The 26,107-nt window shown below is 70.5% G+C and carries 21 protein-coding genes and 1 pseudogene; 9 read left to right on the top strand and 13 right to left on the bottom strand.

Features of this window, described 5'->3' with window-relative positions; all coding sequences use genetic code 11:
• Positions 1–42: 42 nt before the first annotated feature.
• Complete coding sequence (locus ABZU75_RS22725; protein WP_355557479.1) at positions 43–567, top strand: ATP-binding protein; 525 nt, start codon at positions 43–45, stop codon at positions 565–567.
• A 302-nt stretch (positions 568–869) separates the two neighbouring features.
• Here ABZU75_RS22725 and ABZU75_RS22720 read toward each other — a convergent pair whose 3' ends face one another.
• Positions 870–1,244 carry a nuclear transport factor 2 family protein gene (locus ABZU75_RS22720; RefSeq protein ID WP_355557476.1) on the bottom strand — a complete coding sequence of 125 codons (375 nt, stop codon included), beginning with the start codon at positions 1,242–1,244 and terminating at the stop codon, positions 870–872.
• 500 nt (positions 1,245–1,744) lie between these two features.
• Complete coding sequence (locus ABZU75_RS22715; protein WP_350915746.1) at positions 1,745–2,659, bottom strand: LysR family transcriptional regulator; 915 nt, start codon at positions 2,657–2,659, stop codon at positions 1,745–1,747.
• A gap of 240 nt (positions 2,660–2,899) precedes the next feature.
• Here ABZU75_RS22715 and ABZU75_RS22710 point away from each other — a divergent pair, with 240 nt between their 5' ends.
• Positions 2,900–3,295: a VOC family protein gene (locus ABZU75_RS22710; RefSeq protein WP_355557472.1), complete on the top strand. Its 396-nt coding sequence runs from the start codon at positions 2,900–2,902 to the stop codon at positions 3,293–3,295.
• Positions 3,296–3,321: 26 nt separating this feature from the next.
• Here ABZU75_RS22710 and ABZU75_RS22705 read toward each other — a convergent pair.
• The 3 genes and pseudogenes from ABZU75_RS22705 to tdh form a co-directional block, all read right to left on the bottom strand.
• A pseudogene (locus ABZU75_RS22705) lies at positions 3,322–3,465 on the bottom strand (LuxR C-terminal-related transcriptional regulator); the annotation flags it as partial.
• An 89-nt stretch (positions 3,466–3,554) separates the two neighbouring features.
• A complete protein-coding gene (locus ABZU75_RS22700) occupies positions 3,555–4,727 on the bottom strand; it encodes a glycine C-acetyltransferase (RefSeq protein WP_355557469.1) in 1,173 nt (390 codons plus the stop codon).
• Between the two features lie 76 nt (positions 4,728–4,803).
• On the bottom strand, positions 4,804–5,832 hold the full coding sequence (gene tdh / locus ABZU75_RS22695; RefSeq protein WP_355557466.1) for an L-threonine 3-dehydrogenase: 1,029 nt from the start codon (positions 5,830–5,832) through the stop codon (positions 4,804–4,806).
• A 339-nt stretch (positions 5,833–6,171) separates the two neighbouring features.
• On the opposite strand from tdh, the gene ABZU75_RS22690 reads away from it, so the two are divergent.
• Entirely contained in the window at positions 6,172–6,921 is a 750-nt protein-coding gene (locus tag ABZU75_RS22690; RefSeq protein WP_355557463.1) for a hypothetical protein, read from the top strand.
• 215 nt (positions 6,922–7,136) lie between these two features.
• Here the strand turns inward: ABZU75_RS22690 and ABZU75_RS22685 are convergent, their stop codons facing one another.
• The 7 genes from ABZU75_RS22685 to ABZU75_RS22655 form a co-directional block, all read right to left on the bottom strand.
• A complete protein-coding gene (locus ABZU75_RS22685) occupies positions 7,137–8,213 on the bottom strand; it encodes an SPFH domain-containing protein (protein WP_355557461.1) in 1,077 nt (358 codons plus the stop codon).
• Positions 8,214–8,216: 3 nt separating this feature from the next.
• Positions 8,217–8,654, bottom strand: a complete 438-nt coding sequence (locus ABZU75_RS22680) for an NfeD family protein (protein WP_350955183.1) — start codon at positions 8,652–8,654, stop codon at positions 8,217–8,219.
• Between the two features lie 82 nt (positions 8,655–8,736).
• A complete protein-coding gene (gene fahA / locus ABZU75_RS22675; protein ID WP_355557457.1) occupies positions 8,737–9,894 on the bottom strand; it encodes a fumarylacetoacetase in 1,158 nt (385 codons plus the stop codon).
• Complete coding sequence (locus ABZU75_RS22670) at positions 9,894–10,733, bottom strand: hypothetical protein (protein WP_355557454.1); 840 nt, start codon at positions 10,731–10,733, stop codon at positions 9,894–9,896. The genes fahA and ABZU75_RS22670 overlap by 1 nt, the downstream gene beginning before the upstream one ends.
• A 142-nt stretch (positions 10,734–10,875) precedes the next feature.
• A complete protein-coding gene (locus ABZU75_RS22665) occupies positions 10,876–12,045 on the bottom strand; it encodes a homogentisate 1,2-dioxygenase domain-containing protein (RefSeq protein WP_350955240.1) in 1,170 nt (389 codons plus the stop codon).
• A gap of 319 nt (positions 12,046–12,364) precedes the next feature.
• On the bottom strand, positions 12,365–13,192 hold the full coding sequence (locus tag ABZU75_RS22660; protein WP_355557451.1) for an SAM-dependent methyltransferase: 828 nt from the start codon (positions 13,190–13,192) through the stop codon (positions 12,365–12,367).
• Between the two features lie 244 nt (positions 13,193–13,436).
• Positions 13,437–14,069 (bottom strand): helix-turn-helix domain-containing protein, encoded by a 633-nt coding sequence (locus ABZU75_RS22655; RefSeq protein ID WP_350915762.1) that lies wholly within the window; start codon positions 14,067–14,069, stop codon positions 13,437–13,439.
• A 384-nt stretch (positions 14,070–14,453) separates the two neighbouring features.
• Between ABZU75_RS22655 and ABZU75_RS22650 the strand changes: the two genes are divergently transcribed.
• The 5 genes from ABZU75_RS22650 to ABZU75_RS22630 all read left to right on the top strand — a co-directional run bounded on the left by ABZU75_RS22650 (position 14,454) and on the right by ABZU75_RS22630 (position 23,181).
• The gene (locus ABZU75_RS22650; protein ID WP_355557448.1) at positions 14,454–16,238 is read left to right on the top strand and encodes a fatty acyl-AMP ligase; all 1,785 of its coding nucleotides are present in this window, start codon (positions 14,454–14,456) and stop codon (positions 16,236–16,238) included.
• Positions 16,238–19,915, top strand: a complete 3,678-nt coding sequence (locus tag ABZU75_RS22645; protein WP_355557445.1) for an MMPL family transporter — start codon at positions 16,238–16,240, stop codon at positions 19,913–19,915. Before ABZU75_RS22650 ends, ABZU75_RS22645 begins: the two co-directional genes overlap by 1 nt.
• A gap of 128 nt (positions 19,916–20,043) precedes the next feature.
• Positions 20,044–21,354 carry an MFS transporter gene (locus ABZU75_RS22640; RefSeq protein ID WP_355557442.1) on the top strand — a complete coding sequence of 437 codons (1,311 nt, stop codon included), beginning with the start codon at positions 20,044–20,046 and terminating at the stop codon, positions 21,352–21,354.
• 49 nt (positions 21,355–21,403) lie between these two features.
• Positions 21,404–22,621, top strand: coding sequence for a glycosyltransferase (locus ABZU75_RS22635; RefSeq protein ID WP_355557439.1), 1,218 nt, complete (start codon positions 21,404–21,406; stop codon positions 22,619–22,621).
• A 167-nt stretch (positions 22,622–22,788) separates the two neighbouring features.
• Positions 22,789–23,181, top strand: a complete 393-nt coding sequence (locus ABZU75_RS22630) for a response regulator transcription factor (RefSeq protein WP_355557436.1) — start codon at positions 22,789–22,791, stop codon at positions 23,179–23,181.
• Between the two features lie 122 nt (positions 23,182–23,303).
• Here the strand turns inward: ABZU75_RS22630 and ABZU75_RS22625 are convergent, their stop codons facing one another.
• Positions 23,304–23,969, bottom strand: coding sequence for a response regulator transcription factor (locus ABZU75_RS22625; protein ID WP_355557433.1), 666 nt, complete (start codon positions 23,967–23,969; stop codon positions 23,304–23,306).
• 167 nt (positions 23,970–24,136) lie between these two features.
• Between ABZU75_RS22625 and ABZU75_RS22620 the strand changes: the two genes are divergently transcribed.
• On the top strand, positions 24,137–25,984 hold the full coding sequence (locus ABZU75_RS22620) for a DUF4118 domain-containing protein (protein ID WP_355557430.1): 1,848 nt from the start codon (positions 24,137–24,139) through the stop codon (positions 25,982–25,984).
• Positions 25,985–26,107: the final 123 nt, after the last annotated feature.

Raw genomic sequence — 26,107 nt, 5'->3', positions numbered from 1 at the left:
GTGACGGCAGGTCGGCTTAATTCGGTCGGAAGGGGCAATTCCATGGAACCGGAGACGTTCAGCGAGATATTTCTGACCAGTAGTCCCGAGGCCGCATCGAGCGCGCGGGAGGAGGTTCGTAAATGGCTGGGAGAGAGTCATCCGGCCTATGAGAACGCGCGGCTGGCCGTGTCCGAGCTGGTGACCAACGCCGTTCAGCACGCCCGGCATGGGGTCACCGGGCAGGCCAGGGCCGCCAATAGCGATCCGCTGGTCCTGCGGCTGCTGGCGTACGGCGGGCTGCTGCGCGTCGAGGTCGTGGACGCGGGCCTGGGCGCCGAGGAGCCCCGCCTCCGGGCGGACCCGGCATGCCTCCTGATGGAGAACGGCCGAGGGCTGGCCATCGTCGGCATGCTCTCCGGCGGAAACTGGGGCTATCGCTCCCATGGCCGCGAACCCGGCCGGACCGTCTGGTGTGAGCTTCCCGTGAATCCGCCGCGCTCTGACGAGGGTCTCGCCGAGAGATCAGCCCCGCCGTCTCCGGATGATCTCCTCCCCGGAGCGCCGGCCTCCGCTCAGCCGGGGTGACGCGCCGCTCCCAGCACCCGCTGGGAGCCGACGAACCACCCCCGGCGGGTGGCGGCACACGGATTCGTCCCCCACGAAAGAACCTGCGTGCCGTTCCGGCTCCACCTCCCCCGTTGGAGCACCCCGCCGGGGGTCTCTTGTCCCAATGCCGGAGCCTGCTCACGAGCCTCGCCGCAGGGGAACGATGGCTGCCACGACGCTTCGTACAGGCCGAACGCATCTTCGGTCATACCGAAGACCTTGCGGAGACGGGGCGCAACGCGGTCTGCCGGAGCGCGTCCAGCACTCGGGCGAGCCGGAACTCACTCCGGAGGGTCGGCGAAGATCACTATTTCGTCGATGTCGCCCTCGACGGTGACGTGCACCACGTCCATCCCGGTCAGCAGGCTCCGGCCGGAGGAATCCTCGTAGCGCCACCCGAAACGCGCCCACTCTCCCGGTGCGTCCACCCGGGTGGTGCGGACCATCAGGCAGGGGCCCGACGGGTGCCCCTGCACCACCTCGGTGATGAAGTCCTCGACCGCCTTGCGCCCGACTCCTCGGCCCAGCGGACCCCAGAAGACGACGTCGCCGGTAAGGGCACGGCTCAGCAGCGTGGCCCGCCGCGCCGGGTCATCGGCATTGGTCGCCGCGATGAAGGCGTCAATGGCGTGGTCATGGAGGGCGTCATCCGTCACGTCGCGATACTAGCCAGCGGATCTACGCCGTGAAGATGCGAAGTCACCCAGATCATGGGGAGGGTTTCTCCGACCAGGTGTGGATATCGGCGGTCAGGTCGATCGCAGGGGCTGATTTGATCTGCCTGATGAGTCGGCAGGACTCCTTGTGGGGAACGGGCTCGGGCGGAATCCGGTGTGGCCGGCTGGTGCGGGCTTCTCGGGGCTCTACGCCCCTGAACGGACACCTCGCCTGAGTGGAGATCGTCGGGGCTTCCCGCTCCAGCGGCCGGGCCCGGTTGGGTAAAGCTTTCTCGGCAAAACGCCCGCTCACGCGTCTGTCGGCCCTCCGGTTGTCGAAGAAGTCGCCAAATGGGACTTTTCGAGCAGACGACAGGTATAGATCTTGTGTTTCATGCGGTGATCATAGGGATAGCCGCCACGGTCGCCTTGATGGCGACGGTCGGGGGCCGTTACTGGCATCGTCGGCGACGCCGTCGGTCCCGGCAGGGAAGAGCCCGCTAGGGTGACGAGGTCCGGTCCAGGGCCGTCGCGGTGTGCCGGAGGGCGTCCAGCAGGGGGATGAGCAGGGGGTGTCGTTCCGCGCCCCGGCGTACGGCGGTGAAGACCCGGCGTTCCGGACCCGCGACCCGGCGGATCTCGACGCCGGACAGGTCGGTGCCGCGCAGGGCCAGGCGGGGCACCATCGCCACCCCGGCCCCGGCGGCGGCCAGCGCGACCACCGCGCTGAAGTCGTCCGAGGAGTGGGCGAACTCGGGGGTGAAGCCCGCGTGCTCGCAGGCCAGTGCGATCACGTCGTGGCAGGGGTTGCCCGGATAGGGGCCGATCCAGGTCTCCCCGGCCAGATCCGCGACCGTCACCTCGCGCTCCGCGAGGGCGTGGTCCCGGGGGAGCACCACGTCGAACGGTTCGGAGTAGAGCGGGATGCGCGACAGGCGCCGGTCGTCCTCGGCGGGGGCTCCGCGATACTCCACGGCCACGGCCGCGTCCACCGCGCCGTCCAGGACCATGGTGAGGCTCTGGTCGCCCTCGGCGTCCAGGACCCGTACCCGGATGCCGGGCGCCTTGCCGTGGAGTACGCCGACGGCCGGGGCCACCAGGAGCCCGATCGCGGTGGCGAACGAGGCCACCTTCACCTCACCCGCCGTACCGGTCGTGTAGGCGGCGATGTCGGCCTCGGCCCGCTCAAGCTGGGCGAGGATCTCGTTGGTGTGGCCCAGGAGGATGCGGCCGACGGCGGTCAGCCGTACGCCCCGGCCGTCGCGGTCGAGCAGCCGGTGGCCCACCTCGTGTTCCAGGGCGGCGAGCTGCTGGGAGACCGCCGAGGGGGTCAGGTGCAGCGCGGCGGCGGCCGCGGTGACCGTGCGGTGGTCGGCCACCGCCCGCAGGGTCCTGAGCCGCCGTGTCTCTATCACCTCCATATTCTCGCCGAGGCCGTTCGTACGCAGTGCCTCTGGGGTCGCGCTCCCATCCCCTGACCGCGTCCGTTTCCTACAAGACCGCGGCGGGGAGGCAGGGCTAGGTTGAGCCGTACCAGGGGGGATCCACGGTTCGGTGTGCAGGCCGGTCACGCGTGTCTCGCCGAGCTGAGGGCGGCCCACGATCCAGGACCCCTCACAACATCCCACCGCGAACCCGCGATCGGAGAATTCGATATGAAAGCCCAACTGGACGTCATCGGCATGGTCGTCGAGGACATGGGCCGCTCGCTGGCCTTCTACCGGCTGCTCGGCCTGGAGGTGCCGCCGGAGGCCGACGGGCAGCCGCACGTCGAGGCGGTCCTGCCCGGCGGCCTGCGCCTCGCCTGGGACACGGTCGAGACGATCCGCTCGTTCCACCCCGACTGGCGGCCCGGGAACGGGCAGGGGATCTCGCTGGCGTTCCGGTTCGACACCCCGGCCGAGGTGGACGAGGCGTACGAGCAACTGGTCCTTCTCGGGTACGAAGGGGTCAAGGAGCCATGGGACACGTTCTGGGGGCAGCGGTACGCTGTGATCCACGACCCGGACGGCAACGGTGTCGATCTGTTCGCTCCGAACGCGGAGAGCTGACCGGAGGGCGGACGGCGCGCGGGTCGGTCTCGCGCGTCGTGGGCGAGCACGGCCAGCTGGATCCGGTTGTTCAGCCCGAGCTTGGTCAGCGCGCCGGAGATGTGCGCCTTCACCGCGCCCACCGACATGTACAGACGTTCGGCTATCTCGGCGCTCGAGAGTCCCTTCGCCCTGCACCTGTCGCGGATCGCGGGCCGCTCCGAGTCTCGGTGATCCGCCGCGGCGATCTCGTCACGGCGACGGGGGCCGTGACGAGTGCTCAGCCGCGGGCGGTGGCGAACGCCGCCAGGGCTCGGTCCACGTCTTCGGTGGAGTGGGCCGCCGAGAGCTGGACCCGGATGCGGGCCTGGCCGTGCGGGACGACGGGGTAGGAGAAGCCGATCACGTAGACGCCCAGCTCCAGCAGGCGTTCGGCCATCGCGGCGGCCTCGGCGGCGTCGCCGATCATCACCGGGACGATGGGGTGGTCGCCGGGCAGGATGTCGAACCCGGCCTTGGTCATCTGAGTGCGGAACCGCTCGGTGTTGGCGCGCAGCCGCCGGCGGGCCTCGTCCGAGCCGCTGATCAGGTCGAGGACGCGCAGCGACGCGGCGGCGATCACCGGGGCCAGGGAGTTGGAGAACAGGTAGGGGCGTGAGCGCTGGCGGAGCAGCTCGCAGATCTCCTTGCGGGCCGCGACGTAGCCGCCGCTGGCCCCGCCGAGCGCCTTGCCGAGCGTGCCGGTGAGGATATCGACCCGATCCCGCACCCCGTGCAGCTCGGGGGTGCCTCCGCCGTGCTCGCCGACGAAGCCGACGGCGTGCGAGTCGTCGACCATCACCATGGCCCCGTACCGTTCCGCCAGGTCGCAGATCTCCCTCAGCGGCGCGACGTAGCCGTCCATGGAGAAGACGCCGTCGGTGACGATCAGCCTGCGCCGGGCGTCGGCGGACTCCTTGAGCCGTGCCTCCAGCTCGGCCAGGTCGCGGTTGGCGTAGCGCAGGCGCCGGGCCTTGGACAGGCGGATGCCGTCGATGACGCTCGCGTGGTTGAGCGCGTCGGAGATCACCGCGTCCCGGTCGTCGAGCAGGGTCTCGAAGACGCCGCCGTTGGCGTCGAAGCACGAGCTGTAGAGAACGGTGTCCTCCTGGCCGAGGAAGGCCGACAGCCGCGCCTCCAGCTCCTTGTGCACCTCCTGGGTGCCGCAGATGAAGCGGACCGAGGCCATCCCGAAGCCCCAGCGGTCGAGGGCCTCCTTGGCGGCGGCGATCACCTCGGGGTGGTCGGCCAGGCCCAGGTAGTTGTTGGCGCAGAAGTTCAGCACCTCACCGCCGCCGGCCACGGCGATGTCGGCGCGCTGCGGGGTGGTGATGACCCGCTCCGGCTTGAGCAGCCCGGCGGATGCGATCTCGTTCAGGGTGGTACGGAAGTCGTCGCGGACGTTGTCGAACATCAGGCGGTCCAATCCAAGGTGATCTTGTCGATTCCGCCGCCGTCGGCGGTGTCGAAGTCGCGGTGGGAGCCGGACATCAGGCGGTCCAGTCCAGGATGACCTTGCCGGTCCTGCCGCCGGCGGCGGTGTCGAAGGCCGCGTCGAAGTCGCGGTAGGAGAAGCGGTCGGTGATCACGGGGGAGAGGTCGAGGCCCTTCTCCAGGAGCACGGACATGGCGTACCAGGTCTCGTACATCTCCCGGCCGTAGATGCCCTTGATGGTGATCATCGAGGTCACGATGGTCGCGAAGTCGACGGCGAACTCCTCGGCGGGCAGCCCGAGCATGGCGATCTTCCCGCCGTGCGACATGTTGGCGATCATGTCGCGGAGCGCCTGCGGGTTCCCGGACATCTCAAGACCCACGTCGAAGCCCTCCCGCATGCCGAGTTCACGCAGGCCGTCGGCGACGGACTTCTCGGCGACGTTCAGCGCCAGGGTGACGCCCAGCTTGTTCGCGATGGCCAGCCGTTCGTGGCTGACGTCGGTGATGACCACGTTGCGGGCGCCCACGTGGGTGGCCACCGCGGCGGCCATCAGCCCGATCGGCCCGGCCCCGGTGATCAGCACGTCCTCGCCGACCATCGGGAACGTCAGGGCGGTGTGCACCGCGTTGCCGAACGGGTCGAAGATCGCCGCCACGTCGAGGTCCACCGGGACCCGGTGCACCCAGACGTTGGAGGCGGGGAGCGTCACGTACTCGGCGAAGGCGCCGTTCCGGTTGACCCCCAGCCCGATCGTGCTGTGGCACAGGTGCCGCCGTCCGGCCATGCAGTTGCGGCACTTGCCGCAGACCAGATGCCCCTCGCCGCTGACCAGATCACCGGGGGCGATGTCCTCCACGCCCGGCGCCACCTCGACGACCTCGCCGCAGAACTCGTGCCCGACGACGAGCGGCGTCCGCAGGGTCTGCCGGGCCCAGGCGTCGAAGCTCCGGATGTGCAGATCCGTCCCGCAGATCCCGGTTCGCAGAACCCTGATCAGCACCTCTCCGGCGCCGACCGACGGCTCCGGTACGTCGATCAGCCACAGGCCGGGTTCGGCCCTCTCCTTGACCAGCGCTTTCATCGCGGATCCCCCCTCAACTCCGAACCCTACGCACTGTGCCCGGCCGCCTTCGGGGGTGTCCATCGCGGTTTTCTTAACCCTGCCCACAGCGTTGCTTCACACCCGGCCCCCGAGAACTAACGATGTACCCGGGCATTTGACCTTAAATCGGACAGGTGTCCGGCCTCTGTCGTCCGACGGGCGCTCCCGCCCCGGCGGTCGGCGACCGCCGAAGCCGGGAATTCGGCGCCCCTTTCTGGGCGATGCCTTTTCACTGGTTGCAGGCGGAATATATCGCTCGGTAATCGGTCGTACATCGCTCGCGCGGATGCTTGTGTGAACCACAGGGAAAGGCACGCCATGACCGATCAGCCGCACGTCGCCCTGCCCACGGTGGGCGACCAGGTTCCCACCACAGGCGTCAAGAAATGGGCTTTCGGCGCCCGGACGCTGCTGGACGGATTCTTCAGGAAGATGACGATCCTGGACATCGAGAAGGACGGCGTCGAGCTTCTGATGAAGAGGCTGTCACGCCTGGAGTTAGCGATCATCGACGGCACGGACGAGGCGAGCGCGCGGACGGCGTTCATCGACTGGGTGGAGGAGAAGGACGAGGGCGGCTGGGCCTACTACCTGACCAAGAAGGCCGAGGTGGACCGCCAGGAGGCCGAGGCGCAGGCGAAGATACGACATGAGACGATCATCGCCAGTGCCCGGGAGGAGGCCGTCAGCCTGCGCAAGAAGTACCCCGGAGGGAAGGGGGCCACGGTCGGCACGGTGATCGCGGGCCTCGCCGACACGACCACGGGCAAGACCTACACCGGCACCAGTGGCGCCTACACCCACGCGGACAAGCGGCATTCGGTCATGGAGGAACTGCTGGTCGGCGTGTCCCAGGTGGAGGACTGGCCGGTGAACGCCTGCGCGGAGGTCGATGCCATGAACAAGCTCCTCATCGCCAGGAAAATCACGAAAAAGTCTGAAATCCAGGCGGAAACCCTCTACTTCCACGCCGAGACCTGGAACAGCACGGCCGGGAAATGGCAGGCGCGCGGCGCCTGTAAGAACTGTGGCGTGTGGTTGAAGAAGATCGGCGCCGGCCACATCTGAGGTTCGGCGTCCCCATCCGGACCGGCACTCTCACCGGCCCCGCGCCCGGCGACGATCGTCGCCGGAGGCACGGGGCCGGGCCGGTACCCGCCTGCGCCTGCCCGAACGGCCGAACGGTCGGCTGTTCGGGCGGGAGCGGGGCTCAGGGGGTGGTGTGGTGTTGCTCCCCGTACAGGCCGACGGCGTCAAACGCGGCCGCCCACCGGGAGCGGGACTCAGGGAGTGGTGCGGTGGTGCTCCTCCTGGGGGACCGAGAGGCCGTCGGTGGGCAGGGAGGGCGGAGCCGCGTTGAGCTGGCGGGGACCCAGATCGGCCTCGGCGGCCTCGGCGACCGCCTCGGCGGCGGCCTGCTCGGCCTGGGCCGTCTCCCTGGCGGTGTCCTCGCTGATCGCGGGGGCCTCGCGGGTGGCGGCCGACTGCGGCAGCGCCTCGGTGAACGCCTTGGAGACGCCCTGGATGGCCGAGGTGACCTCGCTGGGGATCACCCAGAAGGTGTTGTTCGGGCCCTTGGCCAGTTCCGGCAGCACCTGGAGGTACTGGTACGCCAGCAGCTTGGGGTCGGGGTCGTTGCGGTGTACGGCCTGGAAGACCTCGTCGATGGCCTGGGACTGGCCCTGGGCCTTGAGGATCGCGGCGCTCCGGTCACCCTCGGCCCGCAGGATCGCGCTCTGCTTGTCACCCTCGGCGGTGAGGATCTGCGACTGCCGCTGGCCCTCGGCGTTGAGGATCGCCGCGCGCTTGTCACGCTCGGCGCGCATCTGCTTCTCCATCGCCTCCTTGATGCTCTTCGGCGGGTCGATGGCCTTGATCTCCACCCGGTTGACCCGGATGCCCCACTTGCCGGTCGCCTCGTCGAGCACACCGCGGAGCTGGCTGTTGATCGTGTCGCGCGAGGTCAGCGTCATCTCCAGGTCCAGCGAGCCGACGACGTTGCGCAGCGTGGTGACCGTGAGCTGCTCGACGGCCTGGATGTAGTTGGCGATCTCGTACGCCGCAGCCCGGGGGTCGGTGACCTGGAAGTACAGGACCGTGTCGATCTCGACGACCAGGTTGTCCTCAGTGATCACCGGCTGGGGCTGGAAGGAGACGACCTGCTCGCGCAGGTCGATCATCGGATAGACCCGGTCGATGTACGGGATCACGAAGTTGAGGCCGGGCTTGAGCGTGCTGTGGTAGCGGCCGAGCCGCTCCACGTTGCGGGCCCGTGCCTGCGGGACGATGCGCACCGAGCGAACCACGGTGAACACCGCCAGCAGGACGATGAGAAGCCCGGCTATGAGCAGAGCATCCATGAGTCACTCCCGGGGATACACGAGAGCGGTCGCGCCCTCGATCTCGATGACGTCGACGGTAGCCCCGGCGGGTATCACCAGGGTCTCGTCGTAGGCTCTGGCGGACCACTCCTCGCCGCCGATCCGCACCCGGCCGTCCTGACCGGTCACCTCGCGCAGCACGTACGCGGATTTGCCGACGATCGCCTGGATCCCGAAGCGCTGGCTCCGGGGCTGCAGCCCCTTGAGATGGCGCCTGGCGATGGGCCGGATCGCGACCACCCCCGCGCCCAGGGAGGCGACGAAGACCAGGAACTGGAGCGGGAGCGGCAGTCCGAGGCCGGCGGCGACGGAGGCGATGAGGGCGGCGCCCCCGAGCAGGCCGAGAGCGGTGGTCAGGGTGAAGATCTCGGCGACTACCAGCACGACCGCCAGAATCAGCCAGATGACCCAGTAATCCATGCTCCGGCCCTCCTGCCTTGTTCAACGGGTCGGACGTCGGGGAGGTTCCTTTCCCTACCGTATGTCTTCTGCTCGACACCTGTCAGGATCGATCACGATGCTCCTGCCTCGCGGGTGCGATCCTGCCCGACACCTCGCCCAGAGTGATCACGGTTCCGCCGGGTCCCGGAGCCGTCGCGGTGATCGTAACGGTGTCCCCGTCCTCCAGGAACGACCTGGTGGAGCCGTCGGGCAGCTTGAGCGGCTCGGTCCCGTTCCAGGTCAGCTCGATCAGCGAGCCGCGCTCGCCCGGCCCGGTGCCGGAGATCGTGCCGCTGGCGTAGAGATCGCCGGTGCGCAGCGCGGCGCCGTTGACGGTCATGTGGGCGAGCATCTGGTCCGGCGTCCAGTACATGTCCCGGTACGGGGGACGGGAGACGACCTCGCCGTTCACCGCGACCTCCAGCCGCAGGTCAAGCCCCCAGGGCTCCTCGCGGCGCAGGTAGCCGAGCGGCTCGGGATCCTGCGCCCTGCCCTCGACGCGGGCCTCGGACAGGGCGGCGAGCGGGGTGATCCACGGTGAGATCGAGGTGGCGAAGGACTTGCCGAGGAACGGGCCGAGCGGGACGTACTCCCAGGCCTGGATGTCGCGGGCGCTCCAGTCGTTCACCAGGGTCACGCCGAACACGTGGTCTTCGAAGCGTCCGGCCCGGTCGCCGAGGGCCGTCGGCGTGCCGACGACGAACCCCAGCTCCGCTTCGATGTCCAGCCTGACGGACGGGCCGAAGACCCCCGCGCCGCGCTGCCCGGACGGCCGGGTGATCGGGGTGCCGGAGGCGACGACGGTCCCGGCCCTGCCGTGGTAGCCGACCGGCAGGTGCCGCCAGTTCGGCTTGAGCGGTTCCTCGTCGGGGCGGAACATCCGGCCCAGGTTGGAGGCGTGCTCCAGCGAGCAGTAGAAGTCGACGTAGTCGGCCACCTCGATCGGCAGGTGCAGTGTCACCTCCTCCAGCGGGACGAGGTGCGGCTCGACCACCGGCAGGTCGGTGCGGAGCTTGTTCTGGATCAGGGTGCGGGTGTCGCGCCAGGCGACCGGGCCCCTGGCCATGAAGGCGTTGAGCGAGCCGGTGGCGAACACCTCGTCGTGCAGGGCCCCGGCCAGGTCGACGATCCGATCGCCGTACCGGACGCCGACGCGAGGGGTCTCCCCCTCGTGGCGGGAGAATACTCCGTAGGGCAGGTTCTCCAGGCCCCAAGCCATCACTTGCTCTCCTTCGTTGTGCGGGTGGTCGCGCTCGGGCGCCGGGCGACGAGGCCCAGGGCCGTCAGGTCCTCGATCGGGGTGCTCGTGCTGCATGATCCGTACGAGACCAGCAGCTTCCTGGCGCGCGTCGCGGTCTCCTGGGGCACGGCCCGCGCGAGCCGCACCAACTCGCCGACGTCCGTCAGCTTCAGCACCGGCACCGGATCGCGGCCTTCCGCGGCCGCGCAGACCGCGAGGACCAGGTTGAGGAAGCCGTGCCGGTCCACGCCCAGCGCGGAGTCGAAGTGGCGGACCGCGTTGTGCAGGCCCGCGGTCGCCTTGAACGGCACGCCGTACTCCGCGCAGTGCGCGATGAGGGCGCCCAGGTCGACGGCGCTGGGAAAGGCGTCGGCGGTCAGTCCGCCGCAGCGGAACTTCAGGCCGGGCCCCGAGCCGTCGCGCGGCAGGGGCCCACGGCCGTCGAGGGGCACCTCGACGAAGAGCCTGGCCCCGGCGGGCAGCCCGTCGGCCAGCCGCTCCGACACGGCCTGAGGCGTCTCGTCCGGCGCCTGCCGCACCTCGACCAGCTCGACGGCGAGGCCGTCGAGTGGCGGGAGGGCGGGGGTGTCCATGATCAGGCCGAGCCGGATCGGGAAGGTCAGGTGGTCGCGGAGCTCCGCCAGGCGGCCGGCCGGGCAGAGGAACCGGTGGGTGAGCACCGGATCGTTGCCGGCCAGGTCGTTCCTGTGCCGCTCCAGGGCCTCGGTCATCGGCAGCCCGGTCGGCGGGAACAGTCCGGCGTCGTCGACGAGCCCGCGGAAGAGCGCCGCCGTTCCCATTCCCGGGTCCGTGTTCATGTCTGTACCCATGGCCCTGCCCATACCCAGTGGAGATCCCGTGACCGTGCCCGCCCCGCACCTGTACCCGGGGTGGCCGAGGAGGCGGGGTCCGTGCTCGGGCCGACCGTGGCAGCCGAACCCGCCGCCGGGCACCCGCCCGTCAACGGGCCCACGTCCACGCGTAGCCGGGGTCCTCCACCGACAGGCCGGCGGGGCCGAGGTCGAGGGGACGGAAGGTGTCGACCATCACGGCCAGCTCGCTCGTCTGGGTGTGGCCCTGCCCGACCGCCTCGATGACCGCCTCGACGGCGCCCGGCTGCGGGCCGTGGGTGAACCCGGCCGGATGCAGCGAGACCGAGCCGACGTCGATGCCCGAGCCCCTGCGCGCGGTGTAGTCGCCGCCCGCGTAGAACATCAGCTCGTCGGAGTCGACGTTGTGGTGGTTGTACGGGATCGGGACCGCGTCGGGGTGGAAGTCGAGCGGCCGGGGGCAGAACGAGCAGATCACGAAGTTCGGGCCCTCGAAGGTCTGGTGCACCGGCGGCGGGGCGTGGGTGCGCTTCACGATGGGCTCGAAGTCGTTGATGTTGAACGCGTACGGGTAGAGGCAGCCGTCCCAGCCGACCACGTCGAACGGGTGGTTGCGGTAGACCAGCCGGGTCAGCCCGCCGCGGGTGCGGACCAGCACCGGCACCTCCTCGCCCTCGACGATGAGGGGCTCGCCGGGGGAACGCAGGTCGCGCTCGCAGTAGGGGGCGTGCTCCAGGAACTGGCCGTGGGTGGACAGGTAGCGCTTGGGAGGGCGGATGTGCCCCGCGGCCTCGATGGTGAACGCCGTGACGCGGCCCTGCGGCACCCAGCGGTGGATGGTCCCGGTGGGGATGACGACGTAGTCGCCCTCCCCGGCCTCGATCACCCCGTACGTCGACTCGAACCTGACCCGTCCGCTCGCGATGTAGACGCACTCGTCGCCCATGGAGTTGCGGTAGAGCTCGCTGGGCGTCTCGCTCGCGGCGTACGACATGCGGACGTCGGCGTTGCCGGCGAGCAGCCCGCGCCCGGTGACCAGGTCGCCTCCGACCGGCAGGTCCTGGGTGCGCAGGTGACGGGGGGAGAGAGGCAGGTTGGGGACGAGCCTGCCGGCCTCGGTGGGCTCGACGGCCTCGGCCTTGAGGATCGCCGTGGGGAGATGGCGGTGGTAGAGCAGCGACGAGTCGCTGGAGAACCCCTCCTCACCCATCAGCTCCTCGGCGTACAGCCCGCCGTCGGGCCGCCGGAACTGCACGTGCCGCTTGCGAGGTATCTCCCCCACGACCCGGTAGTACGGCATCCGCTTCTCCCGCTCTGTCCGCTTATCGGACACTCATGTCCTTTATACGAACAACCATCTGTCAGGGCGGGATGGATGTCAAACGTCGGCCGCCGGTTCCCGGCGTGCCGGACGGCTTGACGGCCGGGCGTAACGGCGGTGGAGAAGGAGAGCCCGGGGCCGCCGCGCGAGGGATCGGTGTTCCGCCGGCCGGTGCGGGGCCTGGAGAACCGCACCTCGGCCGTCAGGCGCGCGGCCCTGGGGGAGGCCGAACATGAAAGAAGGGCCCGCTGAGGAAGCGGGCCCCGGTTGCTCCGGCGACAGAGCGCCTCTCAGCGCATCAGGGCTTGCGGCCGACGGCGCAGAACTCGTCCACCTCGCGGAGGCCGCCGACGATCGACGGTCCGGGACGCCAGAGCGGGCACGAGACCACGCCGGGCTCCATCAGCTCCAGACCCTCGAAGTAGCTCGCGATCTGCTCGGGGCTGCGCAGGATGTACGGGACCGAGCCGGCCTCGTTCCAGATGGCGATGGCCTTCTCGAACTCCTCGCCGTTGATGACGTTGGTGCCGTCGGCGACCGCCAGGTAGCTGCCGGAGGGCAGGGCGGCCAGCAGGTGGCGCGCGATGGAGCGGCCCTCGTCGATGTCGGGGATGTGCCCCAGGATGTTCATCAGCATGAGCCCGACGGGCCTGTCGAAGTCCAGGGTGGCCTGGGCCGCCTTCAGGATCCTGTCGGGGTCGCGCAGGTCGGAGTCGATGTACTCGGTCGCGCCCTCGGCGGTGCCGGTCAGTAGGGCGCGGGCGTGCGTCAGCACCATGGGGTCGTTGTCGACGTAGACGATGCGCGCGTCCGGGGCCACCCGCTGGGCGACCTGGTGGGTGTTGTCGACGGTGGGCAGCCCGGTGCCGATGTCGAGGAACTGGCGGATCCCGCCCTCACCGGCCATGTACTCGACAGCGCGGGAGAGGAACGCCCTGGACGAGCGGGCAATATCCACGATTTCAGGAAATATCCCGACGAATTGGTCGCCGATCTCACGGTCGATGGCGTAGTTGTCCTTGCCGCCGAGCCAGTAGTTCCAGATTCGGGCGGAGTGGGCCACACCGGAGTCGATCGGGGTCGCCGACCGCCGGTCGGAGGCGTGCGGGGAGGTCTCGTCGGACACGGAGGCTCTTTCTCTGGCGTCAGTGGGGGAAGATCTCTATTTTGCCATCTTGCCGGTCCTATGCCGCTCTCGTCATTGTTTGTCGTTTATCGCCGTATTTAATATGCGGAACCGTCAGGCCGTCAGGGGCGGACGGCTCGGAATGATGGATCTCGGGGCGGGGGGAAGGGGACCACGCCCACCGAACCGCCGGGCACATGGGCCGGACGGGGCGGAGCGGAAAGGGATCACGCCCGTCGGATCGTCAGGCGAGCGAGCCGGACAGTTCGGCGGCGGCGGCGGCCACCCGGGGGCCGACGGAGTCCTGGTCGAGGGGGGTGAAGGCGACCACGCCCACCGATGCCTCCAGCCAGGGGACGCCGGGCACCGGGGCGGCGACGCCCCGGGCGCCCTCCTGGAGCTGCCCCTCGGAGACCTGGTAGCCGGTGCGGCCCTCGCGCAGGGCGAGGATGGCCAGCCCGGCGGCGCCCCGGGTCAGCGGGTGGCGGGACCCCTCGCGGTAGGCGACGTGCATGTTCGTCCAGGAGGGCTCGACCACCGCCACCGCCAGGCCCTCGTCGCCCTCGGCCACCGTCAGGTGCGCGGTCGCGCCCACCTCCTCGGCCAGCCCGCGCAGGGTGGGCAGGGCGCCCTCCCGGAGCAGCGGCTGCACGGCACGGGCCAGGACGAGAACCCCGAAGCCCAGGTGGACCCGCCCGGCACTGTCCCGGCGGACGAAGCCCTCGCCCTGCAGGGTGGTGAGCAGGCGGTACACCGCCGGGCGGCTCAGCTCCAGCTCGGCCGCCAGCTCCGTGGGAGTACGACCCCGGCGCCCGTCGGCGAGCAGGCGGAGCAGCCGCAGGCCGCGCTCCAGGGTCTGCGAGGATTCGGCCGGCATCTAGGACACCCACTGGGCTGGAACCATGCCCCGATTATCGCCGCCGCCCCGGCACCGGCCGGTACGTCCCCCGCCGAAGGCGGGCACGCTCCGGCCCCGGCGGAGTACGTCGCGGAGATCCTCGACGGCGCCGGGGAGCCCGAGCCCCGCTTCGGCCTGCACGAGCGGGTCTCCGCCAGGGGCCTGCGTACGAGCGGTCGGACGGATCTGTGACAGGGGACCCGGGGTCCGGCCCGGTTCGCACGAGCGGTCAGATCGATTGGTGATCAGTTGTCATGCCGGTAATAACCGGCAGCCGGGAATGTGGAGTGCTTTGGCAAGAATTGCGAGATACCCCTGACGTAAGTTGCTAGGTCCCTGTACCTCGGCGAGGGGACCTTGAGCATGAGCGAGACGCTGATCGCCCAGGTTGAGCGGTGGGCACGGGAGATCCCTGACGCTCCGGCCTACACCTTCATTGACTACTCCGCCGGGCGCGACGGGGTGCGGCACACGCTCTCCTGGGCGAAGGCCGACCTGCGGGCACGGGCGCTGGCCGTACGGCTGCGAGAGGTGATGCACCCGGGCGAGCGGGTGGCGATCCTGGCGCCGCAGGGGCTTGAGTACGTGGTCGCGATGCTCGGGGCGATGTACGCCCGGGTGATCGCGGTACCGCTCTTCGCGCCGGACCTGCCCGGTCACGCCGACCGGCTGATCCGCGCCTACGCCGACGCCGACCCGGTGTGCGTGCTCACCACGACGCCCGCCCTGGAGGGGGTGCACGCCTTCCTGGACGGCCGCTCCGCGCCCCGGCCCAAGCGGATCATCACCCTGGACACGGTCTCCGACCTGCTGGCCGACGAGTGGGACCCCGAACCGATCGGCCCCGACGACCTGGCGTACCTGCAGTACACCTCCGGCTCGACCCGTGCCCCGGCGGGGGTCGAGATCGGCCATGGCAACTTCACAGCCAACGCCAGGCAGTTGTGGACCGCGTTCCGTGCCACCCCCAGGGTGTCCACGGCCGCGCTCTGGCTGCCGCTCTTCCACGACATGGGCCTGATCGCCACCATCGCCGCGCCGATCGTGGGCGGCAACCAGTCGATGTTCATGGACCCGGTGGCGTTCGTCATGCACCCGGTGCGCTGGCTGCGGATGCTCTCCGGGCAGGAGGACGTGTTCACTGGCGGCCCCAACTTCGCCTACGAGTACACGGCGAGCCGGGTCACCGAGGCGGAGAAGGCCACGCTCGACCTGTCCGGGGTGTCGATCATGCTCAACGGCGCCGAGCCGCTCCGGGGCGGCACGATCGACCGTTTCTCCGAGGCGTTCGCCAGGTGCGGGCTGCGGCCCGAGGCGCACACCCCCGGCTACGGCCTGGCCGAGGCGACGGTGTTCGTCACCGCGATGGACCGGGACCTGCCCGCCCGCGTCACCCTGTTCGACCGCGACGCGCTGACCGTGGGGCGCGCGGTGCCGCACACGGGGCGGGGCCGGGTCAGCGACCTCGTCTCCTGCGGGGTGCCGACGGGCCAGCGGGTGGTCATCGCCTCCGTGTCCGGCACGACGTCCGACACGACGTCCGGCACGGCCAGACCTGACGGCGAGGTCGGCGAGATCTGGGTGCGGGGGCCCAACGTGGCGCGGGCCTACTGGCGGGACGCCGAGCGCAGCGCCGAGGTCTTCGGCAACGTCCTCGAAGGGGAGGAGGGCACCTGGCTGCGCACCGGTGACCTGGGCGTCATGCACGGGGGCGAGCTCTACATCACCGGACGGATCAAGGACCTGATCATCGTCGACGGGCGCAATCACTATCCACAGGATGTGGAGGTGACTGTGCAGGAGGCCGAGGAGGCCATCCGCAGGGACCATGTGGCCGCGTTCGCGGTGCCGGGGGAGGAGACCGAGCGGCTGGTGGTGGTGGCCGAGCGGTCACGGAAGGCCGACGGGCGGGACATCGACGAGATCGCGGCCAACGTCCGCGCCGCTGTCACGAAAAATCATGATTTGCGGCTGCATGACTTCGTACTGGTCGAGGCGGGGGCCGTGCCGCGCACGTCCAGCGGGAAGATCGCCAGACGTGCCTGTGCGCGGGCCTACCTGGACGGCGAGTTCCCGCCCGGCGCCTTCCCCGCCGACGGGCTTCCGGCCGATGGGTTCTCGGCCGATGGGCAAGGTGCCGACGTCTGATGTTCGAGTCGCTTGGGCGGGCCGTCTACCGAGGGCGCTGGTCCCTGCTGGTCCTGGGGACGGCGTTCGCGGTCCTCGCCGGCTACTTCGGGCTGGGGCTGTTCGGCAGGATGTCCGACGGCGGCTTCGAGGACCCGGGGGCCGAGTCGACCTCGGCCGCCGAGTGGAGCCAGAAGTGGTTCGGCGGCAACTCACCCGACGTGGTGGCCCTCTACACGCATCCCAGGTACGAGGCCGCCGACGAGCGGTTCGAAAAGGACGTGCGGGAAGCGCTCCGCGCACTGCCCGCCGAGCAGGTCGCGAGCACCACCACCTACTGGTCGACCAAGGCCGGGGAACTCGTCTCCGAGGACGGGCACTCCACCTACGCGCTGATCACCCTGCGCGGCGGGCAGCTGACCAAGCAGAGCGGGTACGAGAAGATCAGGGACGAGCTCCGCAGGGCGCCCGCCGGATACACGGTCAAGATCGGCGGCAGGATCCCGCTGCTCAAGGACCTCAACGCGCAGACCGGCGCCGACCTGCAGCAGGCCGAGGCCATCTCGATGCCGGTACTGCTCGTCCTGCTCGTCATGGTCTTCGGCAGCCTGGTGGCGGCGGGCCTGCCACTGGTCGTCGGGCTGCTCTCGGTGGCCGGGGCGCTGTTGCTGCTGAGGCTGCTCACCGAGGTCACGGACGTCTCGGTGTTCTCGCTGAACGTCGTGACGATGCTCGGGCTCGGCCTGGCCATCGACTACTCGCTCTTCGTGCTGAACGCCTTCAGGGAGGAGATCCACCGGGGGGCGTCCACCGAGGCGGCGGTCGTGCGGACCATCGCCACCGCCGGACGCACCGTCGCCTTCTCCGGGCTGACCGTGGCGACCTCGCTCAGCGGGCTGCTGCTCTTCCCGCAGATGTTCCTGCGGTCGATAGGGCTGGGCGCGGCGGCGGTGGTGCTGGTCGCGATGGTGTCCGCGATCGTGGTACTGCCCGCGCTGCTGGCCGTGCTCGGGCCGAAGGTGGACGCGATCAAGGTCATGCCCGACTTCGGCAGTCGCAGGGGCGGGACCTGGCACGCCATCGCGTCCAGCGTGATGCGCCGCCCGGTCGCGTACCTCCTCGGGGTCGGGCTGCTCCTCGTCGCGCTGGCCGCGCCCTTCGCGCACGCGAGGTTCGGCAGCGTGGACCATCGCGTACTGCCGGAGGGGTTCGAGAGCCGCCAGGTGGCCGAGGAGATCAACGCGAGGTTCGCCAAGAACGCCCTCGCGCCGATCGAGGTCATCGTGCTCGTCGAGCGCGACCTGGTCGGGCCGATGACCGCGTCGGCGCCCGGCGCGCTCACCTCCGAGGTCGGTACCCAGCGCGGCCCCATCGGCGTCGGAAACTCGGGGATCACCCCGGTCACCCCGGTCGGCCCGCTGGACGTCAAGGTCTTCGCCGAGCGGCTGGAGGCGCTCGACCACGTCACCGGCGTCGACGTCACCGGCGTCTCCCAGAACAGCGGCGCCGTGCGGCTGGCGGTCCGCTACGACAGGGACCCGATGTCGGACGAGGCCCGCGCGCTGGTCGACAGGATCCGCGAGCTGCCGCCCGAGCCGAACTTCCAGGACGTCGTCGTCGGCGGCCCCACCGCGGCTCAGCTGGACCTCCAGGCCAGCCTGCGGGCCACCCTGCCGTGGACCGCACTGGTGGTCTGTCTCATGACGGGCCTGCTGCTGTTCGCCGCGTTCGGCTCGATCCTGCTGCCGGTCAAGGCGATCCTGATGAACGTCGTGTCGCTGGGGGCGTCGTTCGGCGTGATCGTCTGGGCCTTCCAGGACGGCCACCTCGCGAGCGTCCTGGGCTTCACCCCGACGGGGAGCATCGAGGCGACGATCACGGTGCTGATCCTGGCCGTGGTGTTCGGGCTCTCCATGGACTATGAGCTGTTCCTGCTCAGCAGGGTCCGTGCGGAGTGGCTCAGAACCGGCGACAACACCGTGGCCGTGGCGGTCGGGCTGGAGCGGACCGGAGGGGTCATCACCAGCGCGGCCCTGCTGCTGCTGGTCGTCATCGGGGCGTTCTCCACGGCCGGGATCACGATCGTCAAGATGCTCGGCGTCGGCATGTTCGTGGCCATCGTGGTGGACGCCACCCTGGTCAGGGCGCTGCTGGTGCCCGCGACGATGCGACTGATGGGCGAGGCCAACTGGTGGCTGCCGAGCTTCCTGCGCGGCTTCCACCGGCGGATCGAGATCCGCGAGCACGCCACGGGCGAGCTTCCCGCCACGTACGTGATGGTGGAGCGCGCGGGTGCCCCCGGTGCCCACCGTGCCGCTCCCGCGCGCCGCCTCGCCCACTTCCCGCGGCTCCCGCAGATCGCCGCCGGAACCTCCCCCCAGGTTCCCGCCGGGCCTCCCCCGCCACCTCCCGCCGAACCGCTGCCGATCGCTCCCGCCGTTCCGGTACGCGTCATCAGGACCGGCCAGGACGGCGACTGGCAGTGGGCCGAGGAGTTTCCCCCGCCCCCCGCCTCACCTCTGGACCCGCATGTCCCGGTGCCGGATTTCCATGTGGCAGAGGGGGAATCCTGGGACTCGCCCATGGACCCGCACGTCCCGGCGCCGGGTGTTCGCGCCACGGGGGAGGGGCCCTGGGGCGTACACCTGGACCCGCATGTTCCGGTGCCGGAGGTTCGCGCTGCGGGAGAGGAGTCCTGGGGGGCGCCCGTGGACCCGTATGTCCACGCTGCGGGGGCGCCTGCGGGCCCGCATGTCCCGGTGTCGAACGCCCGTGCGGCGCGGGAGGAGACCCGGGGCTCGCGCCCGGACCCGGCGGTACCGCGCAACGGGTCCCGCACCCCGTCTCCCGAGCCCGGTACGGCACGTCCCTGGCGGTCCCGGATCTCGGATACCTCCTTCCGGCAGAACCGGTCGAATCCCTACCCCATGCCCGGGCTCGACGCCGAGCCGCCCCCGCCCCCGCCCCCTCCCGCCCGGCCGGCGGCCAGGCCCGCCGCGTCCACCGCACCGCCGGTGTCCGGACCCGGGCCGGCCGGGGGGAGGACCAGGAAGGTCATCAAGCCGAACCTGGACGGTCCCGGCTGGCACTGGGCCGAGGAGCAGGAGAAGCCGTCCCCGCCGGAGCCCCTGCTGACCGTGCGGGACGCGATGGAACAGTCTCCCCGTCACCCGGCCCCGGCGCCCGTACCTGAGGAGGTGGGGAGGCCGGAACCCGGGGAGGGGGCGGAGGACGCGTGCCGCGTACCGAGCCTGCCGCCGGTCAGCAGCCATCTGATCGACCAGTTGGAGCCGCTGGTACGGCCGGTGGCCAGGGCGATCGAGCCGGGTCCTCCGGCGCTCCGGCAGGCGATCCCGGCATCCCCGCAGGCTCCCCCCTCGGCCCCCTCCCCGCCTGCGGTTCCGCAGACCTCGACCCCGTCACCGTCGTGGCTTCCGGCCTCCCAGGTTCCGGTACACCAGGTTCCGGTCTCCCAGGTTCCGCGACCTCCGGCGGGGGTGCAGCGGAGGGCGACGGTCCCCGCTTCCCCGCCCGCTGCCGTACCGCGTGGTGAGGGGGAGCACGTGGGCAGGGCGCCCGCGAGACGGGAGGCGGAGGAACCGACGGGAGGCTGGGTCGCCGTGGGCACCAGGACCACGCGGGTCGTACGCCCCAAGGCCGACGGATCCGGCTGGGAGTGGACAGAGGTGGACGAGTGAGCGATCGGGCCGTACCGGGCGCGCGGCCCAGGCCAGACGCACAGGTCGTACCGGCTCCGTCCGCCGCGTCGCCGTCAGAGGCGCCGTCAGGGGCGCCATCAGGAGCGCCGGCAGCGCGGCGAGGGCTGTTGCTGCTGGTCATCGGGCTGGCTGGATTCGTGACGACCCTGGACAACACCGTCGTGACGGTCGCGCTGCCCACCCTGCAGGCGGAGCTGGGCGCGTCGCTGGCGGCGCTCGAATGGGTCGTCACCGGCTACGTCCTCACCTTCTCGGGCTTCATGCTCGCCGGTGGCAGGCTGGCCGACGTCTACGGCCGTCGCAGGGTGCTCGTCGCGGGACTGGCCGTCTTCACGGCGGCGTCCCTCGCGGCGGGGCTGGCCACCTCGGTGGGCGCGCTCGTCGCCGCCAGGCTGGTGCAGGGTTCCGGGTCGGCCCTGATCCTGCCCGCGATGCTGGCGATCGTCGCGGTCGGCAACGACGAGCGGCAGCGGTCCGCCGGGGTCGCCGTCTGGATGGCGTCAGGGGCGGGCGCGCTCGCCCTGGGGCCGGTCGTCGGCGGCTATCTCACCCAGCACTTCCACTGGAGCTGGATCTTCCTGCTCAATGTCCCGCTCGGCGTCCTCATCATCGCGCTCGCGACCGTCGCGATCCCGGAGTCGCGCGACGAGCGGGCCGCCCGGGTGGACGTCCCAGGGGTCGCGTCGTCGGTGGTCGTCCTGTCGGCGGGTACCTTCGCCCTGACCTTCGGGGCCGAGCTGGGCTGGACCTCGCCGCCGATCCTGGTCGCGGTGCTGTTCGCGGTGGCCGCCGCTCTGGTCTTCGCCGTCGCCGAGAGGCTCGGCGAGGACCCGATGGTGGACCTCGCGCTGTTCCGGTCGCGAACCTTCACCGGCGGGGTGATCGCCCAGGTGCTCTGGGGACTCGGGGTCAACGGGGTCTTCTTCTTCACCGCGCTGTTTTTGCAGGGCGTGCTCGGTTTCAGCCCCACCGCGTCCGGGCTGGCGTTCGTGCCGCTGGCGCTGCTGGTCGTCGTGGTCACGCCGCTGGTGCCGTTCGCGGAACGCCGGATCGGCGCCGCGCGCACCGTGGCGCTGGGGCTCGTCCTCGTCGCCGCGGGCATGGCCGCCGTCGCGTTCCTGCGCCCGGGGGACGGCTGGGCCGAACTGCTGCCATCGGTATGCGTGATCGGGATCGGCTCGGCGCTGACCATGCCGCTGGGGTCGGCGGTGCTGGGTGCCGTACCCGAGTCCAGGGCAGGGGTGGCCGGGGGTGTGTTCAGCGTGGCCCGGGAGATGTCGGGGCTGTTCGGCATCGCGATCATAGGAGTGATCGTCAACGGTTCCGCGAGCTTCACGGCCGGCTACTCGACGGGCCTGCTGGTGGCCGCGGGGCTGGTCGTCACGGGGGCGGCCATCAGCCTGGTGACGCTCCGATGAGCCGCCGGACCGGTGAGTTCCGGCGGGCAGTCGGTTCTGGGAGGCTCCGGTGAGGATCGCGGTCCTGGCGTTCGGCTCGCGGGGTGACACCCAGCCGTGCGTCGCGCTCGGCGCCGGGCTCGCCCGGCGGGGGCATCAGGTCATGATCGTGGCGGCGGGCCGCTACGGAGGGCTGGTCGAGGAGGCGGGGCTGGAGTTCAGCCCGATCAGCGTGGACCCGCTGAAGATCATGGAGTCCGAGGAGGGGCAGGCGTGGCTGCGGAGTGGCCCCGCCGGGTTCGCCAGGGGGTTTCGCACGATCGTGGAACCGCTCGCCGAGCGCCTGGTCGCCGAGGTGGACGCGGCCTGCGCCGGAGCCGACCTCGTCCTGTCACCCGCGCTGGGCGGTTTCGGGCACCATCTCTCCGAGCGGTACGGCATGCCGTACGCGCTGCTGCACTTCCAGCCCAGCGAGCCCACCCGGGCCTTCCCCAACCCGCTGGTGCCGTTGCGCACGCTCGGCGGAGCCGGTAACCGGGCCAGCTACGCGCTGGTCGAGGGGTTGAGCTGGCTGCTGCTCGGCCGCATGGTGAACCGGCTGCGGGGCCGGGTGCTCAAGCTCGGGCCCATGCGGGGCAGCCCGTTCCGGCGGGCACGGGCCGATCGGGTGCCGGTGCTGTGCGGGGTCAGTCCCTGGATCGTCGGCCGCCCGCGGGACTGGCCGGACTACGTGCACCTGACCGGTTTCTGGTCGCTTGAGCGCGCGCTGCCTCCCCGCTCCGAGATCGTCGCGTTCCTCGACGCGGGGCCGCCGCCGGTCTTCGTGGGCTTCGGCAGCATGGTTCCGGCCAACCCGGTCGCGACGGCGGAGACGGTGGTGGCGGCGCTGCGCAGGGCCGGGGTGCGGGGGGTCCTTCAGGGCATGCCGTACGAGGGCGCCGACGACATGCTCGTCATCGGCGATATCGATCACGAGTGGCTCTTCCCGCGAATGGCCGCGGTGGTGCACCACGGCGGCGCCGGGACCACGGGGACGGGCCTGCGGGCCGGGATACCGGGGGTGATCTGTCCCTTCTTCTCCGACCAGCCGTTCTGGGGAGCACGGGTGGCGTCGCTGGGGGCCGGGCCCGCGCCGCTGCCGATCGGAAGGGCCACCGTGGGAGCGCTGGCCGCACGGGTGGTACATGCCGTACGGGATCCGGGAACGCGGGCGGTGGCGGCGCGGCTGGGGGAGCGGCTGCGGGCCGAGGACGGGGTGGGACGCGCGTGCGAGGCGCTCGGAGCCTGACCCGAAGGCTCGGGCCGCCGGGGGATTCGGTGGTGCTCAGGCCGTTTGGGGCCTGACAGCGCGGTGTTCGCGGTGGCCTGCCGGAGGGGCTCCACTCATGCCAGCGACCTCCCGGGTTTCCCGCTAGCTGCAATGTGCCGACGCCGCTCCCCTGAGATCCTCGAGGTGTGGCCATAAGTTGTCTAATCGTCGATGATAGCGATCACTTCCGCTGTGCCGCCCGGGCGTTGCTTGAGCGGGAGGGGATCGCCGTGGTCGGCATGGCCTCCGCGGGCGAAGAGGCCCTTCGGCAGATCAGCGATTCCCGGCCGGACGTCGCGCTCGTCGACATCGATCTCGGTGAGGAGAGCGGTTTCGACGTCGCTCGGCGACTCGCGCGGGTGCGGCCCGATAGCCGCCCGCACATCATCATGATCTCGACCCACGCCGAGAGGGACTTCGTGGACATGATCGTGGCCGGTCCCGCCATCGCGTTCCTGTCGAAGTCAGCCCTTTCCGGGGCGGCGATCCGCGACATTCTCCGGGAAGCCTGTGAGGAGGGGAAGTTGGGCTCCAGCTGACCCGGGGCGTGTTCCGCGGGTCTCCCACCGGATCGGCCCGCGACGCCAAGCCGCCTCATCGGTACCACCGGCCCCACTGGTCCTTCAAGGCACGTCGGCCGTCCCCCGGGCGGTGCCCCCTGTCAGCGGGATTCGAGGAAGGCCAGTACGGCGAGGACACGGCGGTGGTCGTCCTCCGTCCCCGGTATCCGCATTCTGGACAGGATGCTGTGCACGTGCTTCTCGACCGTGCCCTCGGTGATCCAGAGCTTGCTCGCTATGCCGGCATTGGAGCGTCCCTCGGCCATCAGGGCGAGGACCTCCTGCTCGCGCGTGGTGAGAAGTTCCAGCGGATCGTCCTTGCGGTGGGCCTTGATGAGCTCCCGCACCAGGCTCGGATCGACGACCGAGCCGCCCAGGGCGATGTGCTCAAGCGTCTCCATGAAGTCGCTCACCCCGGTCACCCGGCTCTTGAGCAGGTAGCCGACCCGGTGCCCGGTGGCGAGCAGCTCCAGCGCCTCCTCCACCTCGATGTGCGCCGACAGCAGGAGGATCCCCATGTCCGGGAACTCCTCACGGATCACCCGGGCCGCGTCCAGCCCCTCGTTCGTGTGGGTCGGGGGCATCCGGATGTCGAGAACGACGAGATCCGGCCGGTGCTCGCGGACCAGGGGGAGGATCTCCGCCGCGTCTCCGGCCTGGCCGACGACCTCGAAGCCCGACCGGGTCAGCAGGCTCGACATCCCCTCGCGGAAAAGCACGTCGTCGTCCGCCACTGCTACGCGTATCCGGTTCTCGTACACGACCATCGTCCTTTCGTGGTCTGTTTCCCGCCGGACCTGTCATTAAAATAATGGTCACTTAAAAGTTAAGGAATTTCCAATAATCTGGACCGTCATCCGTAAATTCATCAGGCGGGGTACGGTCAGGGACGAAGTGTGAAATATCTCGTTGACATGCGAGTATCTTAGTACCTATGCGCGAGCGGCTGCTGTCGTCATTGACGCACACAGAGCGTCAATCTTTCGTGCTGGGGATCATATGCGGCGCCGTGTGCATCGCGGCGGAAGTTCTGCTGTCCCTTTTTCTGGACCGTTTGACGCCGGGCGGTTTCCTGGGCGGGATCTACCTGCTCGGCGTTCTGCTGATCTCGGTCGTCTGGGGCCTGTGGCCGGGACTGGTGGTGCTGCTGGCCAGTGCCTTCGCCTTCGACTACTTCGACCTCCCCCCGATGGGGATCGGCCTCGCCACGGAGCACTGGCTCTGGACCCCGCTTCCGATCTTCCTTCTCGTCGGGACGGTGACCTGTTTGATCGCGGCACGGGTGCGCTCACTGGGCATCCAGGCGAGCGAACGTCGCCGCGAAGCGGACCTCAACGTGCAACTGGCCCACATCCTGCTGCGTACCGAGAACCTGAGCGCGGCGCTGCCGCTGGCCTCGCACCTCCTGGCGCGGGGTCTGGGGGCACCGAACCTGGAGATCCGGCTTGACGAGGTCTCCGCCGGCGAGCACGGCGAGGCTCTGCCGCTCATGGAGGACGGCAGCCGGATCGGCACGCTCGTCATTCCCGCCGGCGTGCCGGAGGACGTGCGGGTACGCCTGCGCGACCGGATGCTGCCCTCTTTGGAAGCACTGTTGCGGGCGGCCCGCGATCGCGAGAGCGTCGGGGCGGTCCTGGCGTCCAGCCGTGACGAGCTCCGCAGGATCGCGCGGGAGCAGGCGACGTTGCGGCGTGTCGCGACGCTCGTGGCGCGGGGCATCTCCTCGACGGAGCTGTTCAACGCGGTCGCCTGCGAGATGGGCTCCCTCATGAAGGCGGACCACGTGTCGATCAGCCGCTACAACCACGACCACACGACGGTGGCGGGCTCGTGGAGCCTCCGGGGGGACGTGACGGAGGTGATGCCTCTCGGCTCGCAGTGGCCGATCAACGAGACGCTCGTCTCCGGCATGGTGCTGAGGACGGGAAGGCCGGCCCGGATAGCGAACTATGAGGAGGCCTCGGGAACGATCGTGAAGTGGGCCCGTGACATGGGCGTCACCTCCGCGCTCGGCTCTCCCGTGATCGTCGACGGCTCGCTGTGGGGCGTGGTGCTCGCCTTCTACAACCGCTGGGAGCCAAGGCTCGAAGGCGCCGAGGGGCGGATGAGGGACTTCACCGAGCTGATCGCGACCGCCATCTCGAACGCGCAGGCCCGTGCCGATCTCGCCGCCTCCCGTGCGCGCCTCGTCGCCGCGGCCGACGAGACCCGCCGGCGTATCGAGCGCGACCTGCACGACGGTGCCCAGCAGCGGCTGGTCTCGCTCGGGCTCGAACTGCGCGCGGTGGAGGCCGGGGTGCCGCCGGGGATGACCGAGCTCAGGGAGCAGCTGTCTCAGGCGGTCCAGGGGTTGACCGGGATCGTGGAGGATCTGCAGGAGCTCTCCAGGGGCATCCACCCGGCGATCCTCTCGAAGGGCGGTCTGGCACCCGCGCTGAAGACGCTCGCACGGCGCTCCGCCGTTCCGGTGGAACTCCAGCTGGGCTCCGTCTCGCGCCTGCCGGAACGTGTCGAGGTGGCTCTCTACTACACGGCGGCGGAGGCGCTGACCAACGTGGTGAAACACGCGCACGCCTCCGTGGTGCGCGTCACCCTCGGCGTGACCGGGGCGACGGTCCGGCTCTCGGTCAGCGACGACGGGACCGGGGGAGCCGAGTACGGCGGGGGGTCGGGGCTCATCGGGCTCAGGGACCGCGCCGAGGCGCTCGGCGGAAAGCTGACGATCACGAGTTCCGCGGAGGAGGGTACGTCGCTTCTGGTGATGGTGCCGATCGAGAACTGACGGCCGCGGCCGGCTCGCCGGGGTGAGCGGGGGCGATCGACGTGCCCCGGGCGATCGGCAACCACCGCAGGCGCGCGCTGAAAGCCGCCAGGGGAGCTCTCAGCCGCGGGGTCGAGGGCGCCA

The sequence above is a fragment of the Streptosporangium sp. NPDC005286 genome (genome assembly GCF_040607515.1).
Taxonomy (GTDB): domain Bacteria; phylum Actinomycetota; class Actinomycetes; order Streptosporangiales; family Streptosporangiaceae; genus Streptosporangium.
The sequence above is the reverse complement of the archived record's forward strand: the minus strand, read 5'-3'. Positions and strand labels throughout refer to the sequence as shown.

Excerpts from the sequence above, each read along its gene's own strand:
- ABZU75_RS22685 (WP_355557461.1), bottom strand. The coding sequence starts at position 8,213 with ATGGATGCTCTGCTCATAGCCGGGCTTCTCATCGTCCTGCTGGCGGTG.
- ABZU75_RS22710 (WP_355557472.1), top strand. The coding sequence starts at position 2,900 with ATGAAAGCCCAACTGGACGTCATCGGCATGGTCGTCGAGGACATGGGC.
- ABZU75_RS22620 (WP_355557430.1), top strand. The coding sequence starts at position 24,137 with ATGCGCGAGCGGCTGCTGTCGTCATTGACGCACACAGAGCGTCAATCT.
- ABZU75_RS22655 (WP_350915762.1), bottom strand. The coding sequence starts at position 14,069 with ATGCCGGCCGAATCCTCGCAGACCCTGGAGCGCGGCCTGCGGCTGCTC.
- ABZU75_RS22625 (WP_355557433.1), bottom strand. The coding sequence starts at position 23,969 with ATGGTCGTGTACGAGAACCGGATACGCGTAGCAGTGGCGGACGACGAC.
- ABZU75_RS22645 (WP_355557445.1), top strand. The coding sequence starts at position 16,238 with ATGTTCGAGTCGCTTGGGCGGGCCGTCTACCGAGGGCGCTGGTCCCTG.
- ABZU75_RS22650 (WP_355557448.1), top strand. The coding sequence starts at position 14,454 with ATGAGCGAGACGCTGATCGCCCAGGTTGAGCGGTGGGCACGGGAGATC.
- tdh (WP_355557466.1), bottom strand. The coding sequence starts at position 5,832 with ATGAAAGCGCTGGTCAAGGAGAGGGCCGAACCCGGCCTGTGGCTGATC.
- ABZU75_RS22700 (WP_355557469.1), bottom strand. The coding sequence starts at position 4,727 with ATGTTCGACAACGTCCGCGACGACTTCCGTACCACCCTGAACGAGATC.
- ABZU75_RS22690 (WP_355557463.1), top strand. The coding sequence starts at position 6,172 with ATGACCGATCAGCCGCACGTCGCCCTGCCCACGGTGGGCGACCAGGTT.
- ABZU75_RS22680 (WP_350955183.1), bottom strand. The coding sequence starts at position 8,654 with ATGGATTACTGGGTCATCTGGCTGATTCTGGCGGTCGTGCTGGTAGTC.
- ABZU75_RS22725 (WP_355557479.1), top strand. The coding sequence starts at position 43 with ATGGAACCGGAGACGTTCAGCGAGATATTTCTGACCAGTAGTCCCGAG.
- ABZU75_RS22670 (WP_355557454.1), bottom strand. The coding sequence starts at position 10,733 with ATGAACACGGACCCGGGAATGGGAACGGCGGCGCTCTTCCGCGGGCTC.
- fahA (WP_355557457.1), bottom strand. The coding sequence starts at position 9,894 with ATGGCTTGGGGCCTGGAGAACCTGCCCTACGGAGTATTCTCCCGCCAC.
- ABZU75_RS22665 (WP_350955240.1), bottom strand. The coding sequence starts at position 12,045 with ATGCCGTACTACCGGGTCGTGGGGGAGATACCTCGCAAGCGGCACGTG.